The following is a 13,109-nucleotide window of genomic DNA, read 5'->3' as shown; positions in this document are numbered from 1 at the left end:
CGGCGTCCCGCTCCCGATCGCGAGAGCAGGAGCAGCATGCGATCAGTCAGCGAGCCCGTTTCCCGGGCTTTCCAGGGCATGGCGGTACCGGCGAAGGCCGGGATGTACGACCCGCGCCACGAGAAGGACTCGTGCGGCCTCGCCATGGTCGCCACCACGCGCGGCACGCCCGGGCACGACATCGTCGCGCTCGCGCTCGACGCGCTGCGCAACCTCGAGCACCGCGGCGCCGTCGGCTCCGACGCCGGCACGGGCGACGGCGCGGGCATCCTCACGCAGATGCCGGATGCGTTCCTGCGCGAGGTCGCGGGCTTCCCGCTGCCCGAGGCGGGCGGCTACGCCGCGGGCCTGGCCTTCCTCCCGCTCGACGACGCCGAGCGCGCCCGGGTGAAGGACGGCATCCGCGAGATCGCCTGGCAGGAGCGCCTCACGGTGCTCGGCTGGCGCGAGGTGCCGACGGTGCCGGATGCGCTCGGCAAGCTCGCGCGCGCCGCGATGCCGGCGATCGAGCAGCTCTTCGTCGCGCCGGCGGGGACGCCGGTCGCGGGCATCGAGCTCGACCGGCTCACGTGGCGGCTCCGCAAGCGCATCGAGCGCGAGCTGGGGGAGTACCTGCCGTCGCTCTCGAGCCGCACGATCACCTACAAGGGCATGGTCACGACGCTCCAGCTCGAGCCGTTCTACCCCGACCTCTCCGACCCGCGCTTTGAGACGCGGCTCGCGATCGTGCACTCGCGCTACTCCACCAACACCTTCCCCTCGTGGCCGCTCGCGCAGCCGCTGCGGATGATCGCGCACAACGGCGAGATCAACACCGTCGAGGGCAACCGCAACTGGATGCGCGCGCGCGAGTCGCAGCTCGCCTCCGAGCTGCTCGGCGACCTCCGGCCCGTGCGGCCGATCATCACGCCGGGGATGAGCGACTCCGCCTCGTTCGACGAGGTGCTCGAGCTGCTCACGCTCGCCGGCCGGTCGCTCCCGCACGCGCTCATGATGATGGTGCCGCAGGCGTGGGAGAACCAGCCCGACATGCCGCAGCAGCTGCGCGACTTCGCGGAGTACCACTCGCTGCTCATGGAGCCGTGGGACGGGCCCGCCGCGATCGCGTTCACCGACGGCTCGCTCGTCGGCGCGACGCTCGACCGCAACGGGCTGCGCCCGGGCCGCTGGCTCGAGACCGACGACGGGCTCTTCGTGCTCGCGAGCGAGACGGGCGTGCTGCCGATCGCGCCCGAGCGCGTCGTGCGCCGCGGCCGGCTGCAGCCCGGGCGGCTCTTCCTCGTCGACACCGAGGCCGGCAGGTTCGTGCCCGACGAGGAGGTCAAGGCCGAGCTCGCCGCGATGGAGCCGTGGGGTGAGTGGCTCGACTCGAGCCGCATCCACCTCGCCGACCTCCCCGAGCGCGAGCACGTCGCGCACACCGCCGCATCCGTCACGCGCCGCCAGCGCACCTTCGGCTACACCGAGGAGGAGGTGCGGCTGCTCATCGCGCCGATGGCGAAGACGGGGGCCGAGCCGCTCGGCGCGATGGGCAGCGACACGCCCATCGCGGTGCTCGCGAAGCGGCCGCGGCTGCTGTTCGACTACTTCGCGCAGGCCTTCGCCCAGGTGACGAACCCGCCGCTCGACAGCCTGCGGGAATCGATCGTGACGAGCACGTCGATGGGGCTCGGCCCGGTGCGCAACCTGCTGACCGCGACGCCCTCGCACGCGAGCCAGATCATCCTCGACTTCCCGGTCATCGACAACGACCAGCTCGCGAAGATCCGCTCGATCGACCGCACGCCGGGATCTCGCCGCACGGTCGTGGTGAAGGGGCTCTACCGGGTCGACGGCGGCCCCGAGGCGATGGAGCGGCGGCTCGAGGAGCTCTGCCGCGAGGTCGACGAGGCGATCGCCGACGGCGCGCAGTTCATCGTGCTCTCCGACCGCGACTCGACCGACCAGCTCGCGCCCATCCCGACCCTGCTCATGACGAGCGCCGTCCACCACCACCTCATCGCCGCATCCACCCGCATGCGCGCCGGCATCGTGGTCGAGGCCGGCGACGTGCGCGAGGTGCACCACGTCGCGCTCCTCATCGGCTACGGCGCGAGCGCCGTCAACCCCTACCTCGCGATGGAGACGGCCGAGCAGCTCGCGCTCACGGGGCAGCTCGGCGCCGACGTCGACACCGCGGTGCGCAACCTCATCAAGGCGCTCGGCAAGGGCGTCATCAAGATCATGTCGAAGATGGGCATCTCGACCGTCGGCGCCTACGGCGGCGCGCAGGCGTTCGAGGCCGTCGGCCTCTCGCAAGAGCTCGTCGACCGCTTCTTCGTCGGCACCCACTCGCCGCTCGGCGGCGTCGGGCTCGACGTCATCGCCGAGGAGAACCGGCTGCGCCACCAGTCGGCGTACCCCGACGAGCGCGCGCCGCTCGCGCACGAGCGGCTCGCGACCGGCGGCGAGTACCAGTGGCGCCGCGACGGCGCGCCGCACCTGTTCAGCCCCGAGGCGGTCTTCAAGCTGCAGCACTCGACCCGCACGGGCCGCTTCGACGTGTTCGAGCAGTACACGCGGCTCGTCGACGAGCAGGCGGCGGAGCTCAAGACGCTGCGCGGCCTGCTCGCGCTGCGGCCCGCCGCGGAGCCGATCCCGATCGACGAGGTCGAGCCGGTCGCCGAGATCGTCAAGCGCTTCTCGACGGGAGCGATGAGCTACGGCTCGATCTCGGAGGAGGCGCACGAGACGCTCGCGATCGCGATGAACCGGCTCGGCGCGAAGTCGAACACCGGCGAGGGCGGCGAGACCGACGAGCGGCTGCTCGACCCCGAGCGGCGCAGCGCGATCAAGCAGGTCGCCTCCGGCCGCTTCGGCGTCACGAGCATGTACCTCTCGCACGCCGACGACCTGCAGATCAAGATGGCGCAGGGCGCGAAGCCCGGCGAGGGCGGGCAGCTGCCGCCCGGGAAGGTCTACCCGTGGGTCGCGAGCACGCGGCACGCGACGCCCGGCGTCGGGCTCATCTCGCCGCCGCCGCACCACGACATCTACTCGATCGAGGACCTCAAGCAGCTCATCTTCGACCTCAAGCGCGCGAACCCGCGGGCCCGCGTGCACGTGAAGCTCGTCTCGCAATCGGGCATCGGCGCGGTCGCGGCGGGCGTCGCGAAGGCGAAGGCCGACGTCGTGCTCGTCTCCGGCCACGACGGCGGCACGGGCGCGAGCCCGCTCAACTCGCTCAAGCACGCGGGCACGCCGTGGGAGATCGGGCTCGCCGAGGCGCAGCACACCCTGATGGTCAACGGGCTGCGCGAGCGCGTGAGCGTGCAGGTCGACGGGCAGCTCAAGACGGGTCGCGACGTCGTGATCGGCGCGCTGCTCGGCGCGGAGGAGTTCGGCTTCGCGACCGCGCCGCTCGTCGTCTCGGGCTGCATCATGATGCGCGTCTGTCACCTCGACACGTGCCCCGTGGGCGTCGCGACGCAGAACCCGCTGCTGCGCGAGCGCTTCACCGGCAAGCCCGAGTTCGTCGTGCAGTTCTTCGAGTTCATCGCCCAGCAGGTGCGCGAGCTGCTCGCATCGCTCGGCCTGCGCAGCCTCGACGAGGCGATCGGCCGCAGCGACCTGCTCGAGGTCGACCGCGCCGTGCGCCACTGGAAGGCGGAGGGGCTCGACCTCGCGCCCGTGCTCGCCGCACCCGCGGGCGCCGAGGGCGCGCCGCGCCGCACGACCGAGCAGGACCACGAGCTCGAGCACCAGCTCGACTCCCGCTTGCTCGAGCAGCTCGAGCGGGCGCTCGACGCGGGGGAGCGGCTCGAGCTCGACCTCGAGATCGCGAACACCGACCGCGCGGTCGGCACGATGCTCGGCAACGCCGTGACGCTGCGCGCGGGCGCGGCCGGCCTCGAGCCCGGCACCGTCACGCTGCGGCTGCGCGGCTCCGCCGGCCAGTCGCTCGGCGCGTTCGTGCCGCGCGGCATCGCGCTGCACCTCGAGGGCGACGCGAACGACTACGTCGGCAAGGGCCTCTCGGGCGGACTCGTGACCGTCCGGCCCGAGCCGGGCGCCGCGCTCGTCGCCGAGCACAACGTCATCGCCGGCAACGTCATCGGCTACGGCGCGACGAGCGGCGAGCTCTACCTGCGCGGCATCGTGGGCGAGCGCTTCCTCGTGCGCAACTCCGGCGCGACCGCCGTGTGCGAGGGCGTCGGCGACCACGCGCTCGAGTACATGACGGGCGGCACCGCGGTCATCCTCGGTCCGACGGGCCGCAACCTCGGCGCCGGCATGTCCGGCGGCGTCGCCTACGTGCTCGACCTCGACGAGCGGCTGCTCAACCAGGAGTCGTTCCACCAGGGCGAGCTGCGCGTCGAGCCGCTCGCCGACGAGGACGAGATCGAGCTGCGCGCGATCCTCGCCCGGCACGTCGAGCTCACCGGCTCCGCGGTCGCCGCGGGGCTGCTCGAGGCGGGCCTCGCGCACGTCTCGAAGCTCGTGCCGCGCGACTGGGCGGCGGTGCGCACCATCCGACTCGACGCCGAGCGCCACGGCGTCGACCCGGACTCCGACAACATCTGGCGGCAGATCCTGGAGGTGACCGGTGGCTGACCCGCGCGGATTCCTGAAGGTGACGGAGCGGGAGCTGCCGAAGAAGCGCCCCGTGCCCGTCCGCATCCTCGACTGGCGCGAGATCGGCGAGCCGGGCGACAAGGCCGTGCTGCGCCGGCAGGCGAGCCGCTGCATGGACTGCGGCGTGCCCTTCTGCCACCAGGGCTGCCCGCTCGGCAACCTCATCCCCGAGTGGAACGACCTGACGTGGCGGGGCGAGGGCCGCGCGGCGAGCGACCGGCTGCACGCGACGAACAACTTCCCCGAGCTCACCGGCCGCCTCTGCCCGGCGCCGTGCGAGTCGTCGTGCGTGCTCGGCATCAACCAGCCCGCCGTGACGATCAAGTCGATCGAGCAGGCGATCGCCGACGAGGCGTTCGCGAACGGCTGGACCGAGCCGCACCCGCCGGCGCGCCTCACGGGCAAGACCGTCGCGGTCGTCGGCTCCGGGCCCGCGGGGCTCGCGGCGGCGCAGCAGCTCACGCGCGCGGGCCACACCGTCGTCGTGTACGAGCGCGACGACCGCATCGGCGGCCTGCTGCGCTACGGCATCCCCGACTTCAAGCTCGAGAAGCGCACGCTCGAGGCGCGGCTCGCGCAGATGCAGGCCGAGGGCACGCGCTTCCGCGCCGGCGTCGAGATCGGCCGCGAGCTCGGCTGGCAGGAGCTGCGCGAGCGCTTCGACGCGGTGCTCATCGCGACGGGCGCGCCGGTCGCGCGGGAGCTCGACATCCCCGGTCGCGGCCTCGACGGCGTGCACCTCGCGATGGAGTACCTCGTGCAGCAGAACCGCGCCGTCGCCGGCACGGTGCCCGCCAACCAGATCTCGGCGCGCGGCAAGCACGTCGTCGTGCTCGGCGGCGGCGACACGGGCGCCGACTGCATCGGCACCGCCCACCGCCAGGGCGCGCTCTCGGTGACGAACCTCGCGATCGGCGTGCAGCCGCCGAGCGAGCGCCCCGCGCACCAGCCGTGGCCCGTGCACCCGAGCCTGTTCGAGGTGCAGTCGAGCCACGAGGAGGGCGGCGAGCGCGCCTACCTCGTCTCGACCGTCGAGCTGCTCGCGAATGCCGCGGGCGAGGTGCGGGCGCTCAAGGTCGCCGATACCGAGATCGTCGACGGCGTGCGCCGCCCGAAGGCCGGCACCGAGCGCGAGATCCCCGCCGACCTCGTGCTCCTCGCGCTCGGCTTCACGGGGGCGGATGCGTCGATCGGCGAGGCGCTCGACGTCCCGTTCGAGCGCGGCCTGCCCGTCCGCACCCCCGACTTCGCCACCGACGTGCCCGGCGTGTTCGTGGCCGGCGACGCGGGACGCGGCGCATCCCTCATCGTGTGGGCGATCGCCGAGGGGCGCGCGGCCGCCGCGGCTGTCGACGCGCACCTCGAGGGCACCTCGTCGCTCCCCGCGCCCGTGCGCGCGAGCGACCGCCCCTTCGCCGTCGCGTGAAGGTTGGGCGCGAGGGCCTCTGAGAGGATGGAGGGGTCCGCGCCGATCCCACCCAGGCGGCACGAGCCACGGAAGCGAGAACACCTTGAGACGAGCCAAGATCGTCGCGACGTTCGGGCCGGCACTCGCCGGCTATGAGATGACGAAGGCCGCGATCGCGGCCGGCATCAACGTCGCGCGCATGAACCTGAGCCACGGCGACCACAGCGTCCACGAGGAGGTGTACGCGAACATCCGGAAGGCATCCGACGAGCTCGGCAAGCCCGTCGGCATCCTGGTCGACCTGCAGGGGCCGAAGATCCGCCTCGGGAAGATCCCCGGCGGGCCGTTCGAGCTCCGCGAGGGCGACCGGTTCACCATCACGACGGACGACGTCGAGGGCGACGGCCAGCGCGCGAGCACGACCTTCAAGGGCCTGCCCGCCGACGTGAGCCCCGGCGACCCGCTGCTCGTCGACGACGGGCGCATCGTGCTGCGCGCGGTCGAGGTGACCGAGACCGACGTCGTGACCGAGGTCGAGGTCGGCGGGCCGGTGAGCAGCAACAAGGGCATCAACCTGCCCGGCGTCGCCGTCAACGTGCCCGCGATGAGCGAGAAGGACGAGGAGGACCTGCGCTGGGCGCTCCACCTCGGCGCCGACATCATCGCGCTCTCGTTCGTGCGCGACGCGAAGGACATCGAGCGCGTGCACGCGATCATGGACGAGGAGGGCCGCCGGCTCCCCGTCGTCGCGAAGATCGAGAAGCCGCAAGCGGTCGAGAACCTGCCCGACATCATCGACGCCTTCGACGCGATCATGGTCGCGCGCGGCGACCTCGGCGTCGAGCTGCCGCTCGAGCAGGTGCCGCTCGTCCAGAAGCGCGCGATCGAGCTCTCGCGGCGATGGGCGAAGCCCGTCATCGTCGCGACCCAGGTGCTCGAGTCGATGATCGAGAACCCGCGCCCCACGCGCGCCGAGGCGAGCGATTGCGCGAACGCGGTCTTCGACGGCGCGGACGCCGTGATGCTCTCGGGCGAGACGAGCGTCGGCAGCCACCCGATCACGACGATCGAGACGATGGCGCGCATCGTGTCGGCCGCGGAGGAGCACGGCCTCGGCCGCATCCCGCCGCTCGGCACGAAGCCGCGCACGCAGGGCGGCGCGATCACGCTCGCCGCGCTCGAGGTCGCCGAGTTCGTCGAGGCGGCGGCGATCGTCGTCTTCACCGAGTCGGGCGACTCCGCGCGCCGCATGGCGCGGCTGCGCACCGCGATCCCGACCTTCGGCTTCACGCCCGACCCAGAGGTCGAGTCGCGCATGCAGATGATCTGGGGCATGCAGACGCACCTCGTCGACCGCGTGATGCACACCGACGACATGATCGCGCAGGTCGACGACGTGCTCATCGGCAAGCAGCTCGTGCCCGTCGGCAAGAAGGTCGTCGTGATCTCGGGCATGCCGCCGGGCATCTCGGGCTCGACGAACGACATCCGCATCCACGTCGTCGGCGACGTGCACGCCGAGGCCGCGCCCGCCTACCACGGCAAGCGCCGCATCGAGGTGCGGCACCAGTCGGCGCCGCATCCCGCGGAGGGCTGAGCCCCTCGACGAGCGGAGCCCGGACGATCGTGGATCGTCCGGGCTCCTGCCGTGCCGGTGGTGGGACTCGAACCCACACTCCTCGCGGAAGCGCATTTTGAGTGCGCCGCGTCTGCCGATTCCGCCACACCGGCTGACGGCTCGGGCGGATGCCCGGCCGCTGCGAACACTAGGCTAGTGGCCATGACCGACGACCTCTTCGCCGAGCCCATCACCGACCAGGCTCCCGCCGAGCACGCGACGACCGCGCGCACCGTGCTCGTGGCCGAGGACGAGTCGCTCATCCGCCTCGACATCGTCGAGACGCTGCAGGCCGCGGGCTACGAGGTCATCGGCGAGGCCGGCGACGGCGAGCGCGCCGTCGAGCTCGCGACCGAGCTCGAGCCCGACCTCGTCGTGATGGACGTCAAGATGCCCAAGATGGACGGCATCAGCGCGGCCGAGAAGATCAGCGCCGCGAAGATCGCGCCGGTCGTGCTGCTCACGGCGTTCAGCCAGAAGGAGCTCGTCGAGCGGGCCGGCGAGGCGGGAGCGCTCGCCTACGTCGTGAAGCCGTTCACGCAGAACGACCTGCTGCCGGCGATCGAGATCGCCCTCGCGCGCTGGGACCAGATCCGGGCGCTCGAGAGCGAGGTCGCCGACCTCGCCGACCGCTTCGAGACGCGCAAGCTCGTCGACCGCGCGAAGGGCCTGCTCAACCAGCGCATGGGCCTCGCCGAGCCGGAGGCGTTCCGCTGGATCCAGAAGGCGTCGATGGACCGCCGCCTCACGATGGCCGAGGTCGCGCAGGCCGTCATCGAGCAGCTGAGCACCAAGAAGTAGCCCCGCCCCGCGCCGCCGCCTGCCACCTCCCGCAGGCGAGTGGCGTCTCCCGCACGTGAGTGGCGCCTCCCGCACCTGAGTGGCGCCTCCCGCACCTGAGTGGCGCCTCCCGCACCTGAGTGGCGCCTCCCGCACCTGAGTGGCGCCTCCCGCATGTGAGTGGCGCCTCCCGCAGGTGAGTGGCGCCCTTCGCAGGTGAGCGGCGCCCTTCGCAGGTGAGTGGCGCCTCCCGCAGCCGCCCGCGACACGGGCACCGCTGCTCCGTGGCGCTCTCCACAGCACCCGGGTGCGCAGGCACAAGTCCGCGCCACCTGCCGTCACCATGCACGGCATGCACAGTGAGCACGGCTTCACGGTCCGGGAGGGACTCGAGCGCGGCTACTCCGCAGCTGAGCTCCGATCCATGGCGTTCACGTCTCCTGCTCGCGGCGCGCGCATCACGGCCGCCATCGGCGACGCGGATCAGGCGCTCCTCGAGGCAGTTCGCGTCCTCGCGGGCGACGACCAGTTCTTCTCCCACACCACCGCGGCACGCGTCCACGGCATGCCGCTGCCCGTGCGCCTTGAGCGCGAAGGTCGCGTCCACCTCGCGTCGCCGACGGGTCGCTCCCGCATGCAGCGTCCCGGCGTGGTCGGGCATCGCCTCAAGTCGGCGGTCGAGGAGGTCGACGGTCTGCGCGTCGAGTCGAGGGCTGACACGTTCGTGCACCTCGCCCCGCTGCTGAGCCTCGAGGAGCTCGTGACCGTCGGTGACTGGCTCGTCTCGACGAAGCGTCACGACCCGCTGACGGTCGAGGACCTGACGGATGCGCTGCGGCGCTACCCGGGAGCGCGCGGGCTCCATCGCGCCCGGCAGGCGGTCGCCCTCGTGCGGGTCGGCTCCGAGTCACCACGCGAGACGCTCGTGCGTCTCCTGATCATGGGAGCCCTGCCGGAGCCGACGCTGCAGCACGAGGTGTTCGACGCGACCGGCCTGTTCGTCGCGCGGCTCGACGCGAGCTGGCCGCCTCTCAAGCTCGCTGTGGAGTACGACGGCGAGCATCACAACGATCCCGCTCAGCAGGAGCGGGACCGTATCCGCCGCGAGAAGCTGCGCGCGCTCGGCTGGCACGTGATCGTCATCACGAAGGACGATCTCGCGGATGGCGGCAAGGCGATCCTGCGCGCGATCGTAGCCGCGCACCAGCGCTGCAGCTCGTGGACCGCCGCTTAGCGGCCATCGTTCATCTGCTGCCGGTGCCTCTCATCTACGGGAGGCGCCGCTCAGGTGCGGGAGGCGCCGCTCAGGTGCGGGAGGCGCCGCTCAGGTGCGGGAGGCGCCGCTCAGGTGCGGGAGGCGCCGCTCAGGTGCGGGAGGCGCCGCTCAGGTGCGGGAGGCGCCGCTCAGGTGCGGGAGGCGCCACTCAGGTGCGGGAGGCGCCATTCAGGTGCGGGAGGCGCCATTCAGGTGCGGGAGGCGCCACTCAGGTGCGGGAGGCGCCACTCAGCGCTCTGGGGCGGGGTCAGCGGGTCTTGATGAAGTTCGTGATGCGGAGCGTCGAGGCGCGGCGTCCCTCGTCGTCGGTGCAGACGATCTCGTGCACGGTCATGGATCGCCCGAGGTGGACCGCCGTGCACTCGGCCGTCACCCATCCGCTCGTGATCGAGCGCGTGTGCGTCGCATTGATGTCGGTGCCGACGGCGTAGCGGCCCTCGCCCGCGTGGATGTTCGCGCTCACCGAGCCGAGCGTCTCGGCGATGACGCAGTACGCGCCGCCGTGCACGAAGCCGGCCGGCTGCCGGTTGCCCTCCGCGGGCATCCGCGCGATCGAGTGCTCGGCCGAGAGCTTGAGGAACTCGATCTGCATGCGCTGCGCGAGCTCGCCGCCCGGCCGCCCCTCGAGGTGCGCGAGCACCGCTCGCGTCGCCTCGTCGACCTCGTGCTCGATGGGCTCCGGGCTCACGCGCGCTCCTCGCTCGGCTGGGGTGTCGGCAGCCCCGGCTAGGCTGGCCGTCGTGTCGGATCCGAAGCCTACCCTCATGGTCATCGACGGCCACTCCCTCGCGTTCCGGGCGTTCTTCGCCCTGCCGCTCGAGAACTTCGTCAACAGCGAAGGGCAGCACACGAACGCCATCCACGGCTTCCTGTCGATGCTGCTCAAGCTGCTGCAGGACCACCGGCCGACGCACCTCGCGGTCGCGTTCGACATCTCCCGCTACTCCTTCCGCACCCGCGAGTACGCCGAGTACAAGGGCACGCGCGACGAGACGCCGAAGGAGTTCAAGGGCCAGGTGCCGCTGCTCGAGGAGGCGCTCCACGCGATGGGCGTGCGCACCCTCTCGAAGGAGGACTACGAGGCCGACGACATCCTCGCGACCCTCTCGGTGCAGGGCGCGAAGGCCGGCATGGACGTCTACGTCGTCTCGGGCGACCGCGACACGATCCAGCTCGTCAACGACGACGTGACGCTGCTCTACCCCTCGGTGCGCGGCGTCTCCGAGCTCAAGCGATACACGCCCGAGACGGTGCGCGAGCGCTACGGCATCGAGCCCGCGCAGTACCCCGAGATCGCCGCGCTCGTGGGCGAGTCGAGCGACAACCTCATCGGCATCGACAAGGTCGGCGAGAAGACGGCCGTCAAGTGGATCACCCAGTACGGCACGGTCGAGAACCTGCTCGCGCACGCCGACGAGATCAAGGGCGTCGTCGGCAACAACCTGCGCGAGCAGCGCGAGCGCGCCGAGCGCAACCGCCGCCTCAACCAGCTGCTCACCGACGTCGACCTCGGCGTCGAGCTCGACGAGCTCGCGCGCGGCCAGGTCGACGAGGCCAAGCTGCGCGACGTCTTCCAGCGGCTGCAGTTCCGCACGCTGCTCGACCGCGTGCTCAAGCAGGAGGGCACGGGCGAGCCGGCGGCCGCGCTCGAGCCCGAGGTGCAGGCACCCGCGGTGCAGAAGCTCGTCGACGAGGAGCTCGACCTGTGGCTCTCGCGCGCCAAGGGCACGGTCGCGGTCTCGATCGCGCCCGACGGCGCGGGCGGCATCGCCGGCTTCGGCGTCGCGACCGAGGGCGCGAGCGCCTACGTGCCGTTCAAGGCCGGCACGGCCGACTACGACGGATTCGTCGAGTGGCTCGCGTCGGACGCCCCGAAGGCGCTCCACGACGTCAAGGCATCCATCAAGCTCCTCGAGCGCGCGGGGCTCCGGCTCGGCGGCGCCGCACACGACACGCGCGTCGCGGCGTGGCTGCAGACGCCGACCGCGCCGCCCAAGACCTTCGAGCTCGACTGGCAGACCGAGGCGCTGCTCGGCGCGACGCTGCCCGCGCCCGACCCCAACCAGCTCGTGCCCGAGGTCGAGCCCGAGCAGCTCGGCACGGTCGCGTGGCTCACGGGCGAGCTCTCGCGCGCCCAGCGCCCGCGCCTCGACCCCGGCACGCTCGGCGTGCTCGACGACATCGAGCTGCCGCTCATGCCCGTGCTCGTGCGCATGGAGCGCCAGGGCGTGCACATGGATCGCGACGTGCTCCAGCGCATCCTCGACGAGATGCGCGCGAAGGCCGCGGCGCACGCCGAGGCCGCGTACGCCGAGATCGGCCACGAGGTCAACCTCGGCAGCCCGAAGCAGCTGCAGACCGTGCTGTTCGAAGAGCTCGACATGCCGAAGACGCGCGCGACGAAGACCGGCTACTCGACCGACGCGCAAGCGCTCGCCGACCTGCAGGAGACGAACCCGCACCCGTTCCTCGGCCTGCTCCTGCAGCACCGCGAGACCTCGAAGCTCGCGCAGATCATCGAGTCGCTGCTCAAGGCCATCCAGGACGACGGCCGCATCCGCACGCGCTACGACCAGACCGGCTCCGCCTCGGGCCGCCTCTCGTCGAACGACCCGAACCTGCAGAACATCCCGGTGCGCACCGAGGTGAGCCGCGAGATCCGCTCGGCCTTCGTCCACGGCCCCGAGTTCGAGACGATGCTCACGGCCGACTACTCGCAGATCGAGATGCGCATCATGGCGCACCTCTCGGGCGACGAGGGCCTCATCGAGGCGTTCCTCTCGGGGGAGGACCTGCACCGCTTCGTCGGCAGCCGCATCTTCGGCGTCGACCCGAGCGAGGTGACGGCGCTCCAGCGCGTCAAGGTCAAGGCGATGAGCTACGGCCTCGCCTACGGGCTGAGCGCCTTCGGGCTCTCGAAGCAGCTGCGCATCTCGCAGGCCGAGGCGAAGCAGCTCATGCTCGACTACTTCCAGCGCTTCGGCGGCATCCGCGACTACCTCCGCGGCGTCGTGATGCAGGCGAAGGACGACGGCTACACGACCACGATCTTCGGCCGCCGCCGACCGTTCCCCGACCTCACGTCGTCGAACCGCGTGCTGCGCGAGAACGCCGAGCGGCAAGCCCTCAACTCGCCCATCCAGGGCTCGGCCGCCGACATCATCAAGCGCGCGATGATCGCGATCGACCGTCGCATCGCCGAGGAGGGGCTCGGTTCGCGCATGCTGCTGCAGGTGCACGACGAGCTCGTCTTCGAGGTCGCGACCGGCGAGCGCGAGGCGCTCGAGGCGATCGTGCGCGCCGAGATGGGCGGCGCCGCCGAGCTCTCGGTGCCGCTCGAGGTGCAGGTCGGCGTCGGCGCGAACTGGGACGCCGCCGCGCACTGAGCCCACGGCATCCGACCCCCAGGGACG

At 72.0% G+C, this 13,109-nt stretch carries 7 protein-coding genes and 1 tRNA gene; 6 read left to right on the top strand and 2 right to left on the bottom strand.

Annotation, left to right across the window (positions count from 1 at the left end; translation table 11 throughout):
• Positions 1 to 36 precede the first annotated feature (36 nt).
• The 3 genes from gltB (at position 37) to pyk (ending at position 7,619) form a co-directional block, all read left to right on the top strand.
• Entirely contained in the window at positions 37 to 4,593 is a 4,557-nt protein-coding gene (gene gltB, locus JQT67_RS01185) for a glutamate synthase large subunit (protein WP_374222104.1), read from the top strand.
• On the top strand, positions 4,586 to 6,040 hold the full coding sequence (locus JQT67_RS01180) for a glutamate synthase subunit beta (RefSeq protein WP_208063141.1): 1,455 nt from the start codon (positions 4,586 to 4,588) through the stop codon (positions 6,038 to 6,040). The genes gltB and JQT67_RS01180 overlap by 8 nt, the downstream gene beginning before the upstream one ends.
• 85 nt (positions 6,041 to 6,125) lie before the next feature.
• Entirely contained in the window at positions 6,126 to 7,619 is a 1,494-nt protein-coding gene (pyk, locus tag JQT67_RS01175; RefSeq protein WP_021009227.1) for a pyruvate kinase, read from the top strand.
• Between the two features lie 52 nt (positions 7,620 to 7,671).
• Here pyk and JQT67_RS01170 read toward each other — a convergent pair.
• Positions 7,672 to 7,753, bottom strand: a tRNA-Leu gene (locus JQT67_RS01170).
• 76 nt (positions 7,754 to 7,829) lie between these two features.
• Between JQT67_RS01170 and JQT67_RS01165 the strand changes: the two genes are divergently transcribed.
• Together JQT67_RS01165 and JQT67_RS01160 are read left to right on the top strand one after the other, a co-directional pair.
• Positions 7,830 to 8,441 (top strand): response regulator, encoded by a 612-nt coding sequence (locus tag JQT67_RS01165; RefSeq protein ID WP_031223123.1) that lies wholly within the window; start codon positions 7,830 to 7,832, stop codon positions 8,439 to 8,441.
• 331 nt (positions 8,442 to 8,772) lie between these two features.
• Positions 8,773 to 9,654, top strand: coding sequence for an endonuclease domain-containing protein (locus tag JQT67_RS01160; RefSeq protein ID WP_021064809.1), 882 nt, complete (start codon positions 8,773 to 8,775; stop codon positions 9,652 to 9,654).
• A 289-nt stretch (positions 9,655 to 9,943) separates the two neighbouring features.
• Here the strand turns inward: JQT67_RS01160 and JQT67_RS01155 are convergent, their stop codons facing one another.
• The gene (locus JQT67_RS01155; RefSeq protein WP_021009224.1) at positions 9,944 to 10,384 is read right to left on the bottom strand and encodes a PaaI family thioesterase; all 441 of its coding nucleotides are present in this window, start codon (positions 10,382 to 10,384) and stop codon (positions 9,944 to 9,946) included.
• A gap of 76 nt (positions 10,385 to 10,460) precedes the next feature.
• Here JQT67_RS01155 and polA point away from each other — a divergent pair, with 76 nt between their 5' ends.
• Positions 10,461 to 13,082 carry a DNA polymerase I gene (gene polA / locus JQT67_RS01150; RefSeq protein ID WP_021009223.1) on the top strand — a complete coding sequence of 874 codons (2,622 nt, stop codon included), beginning with the start codon at positions 10,461 to 10,463 and terminating at the stop codon, positions 13,080 to 13,082.
• Positions 13,083 to 13,109: the final 27 nt, after the last annotated feature.

The organism is Agrococcus sp. TF02-05 (genome assembly GCF_017565345.1).
GTDB lineage: Bacteria > Actinomycetota > Actinomycetes > Actinomycetales > Microbacteriaceae > Agrococcus > Agrococcus pavilionensis.
The sequence above is the reverse complement of the archived record's forward strand: the minus strand, read 5'-3'. Positions and strand labels throughout refer to the sequence as shown.

Coding starts and splice junctions, on each gene's coding strand:
- polA (WP_021009223.1), top strand. CDS start 10,461: ATGGTCATCGACGGCCACTCCCTCGCGTTCCGGGCGTTCTTCGCCCTG.
- gltB (WP_374222104.1), top strand. CDS start 37: ATGCGATCAGTCAGCGAGCCCGTTTCCCGGGCTTTCCAGGGCATGGCG.
- JQT67_RS01160 (WP_021064809.1), top strand. CDS start 8,773: ATGCACAGTGAGCACGGCTTCACGGTCCGGGAGGGACTCGAGCGCGGC.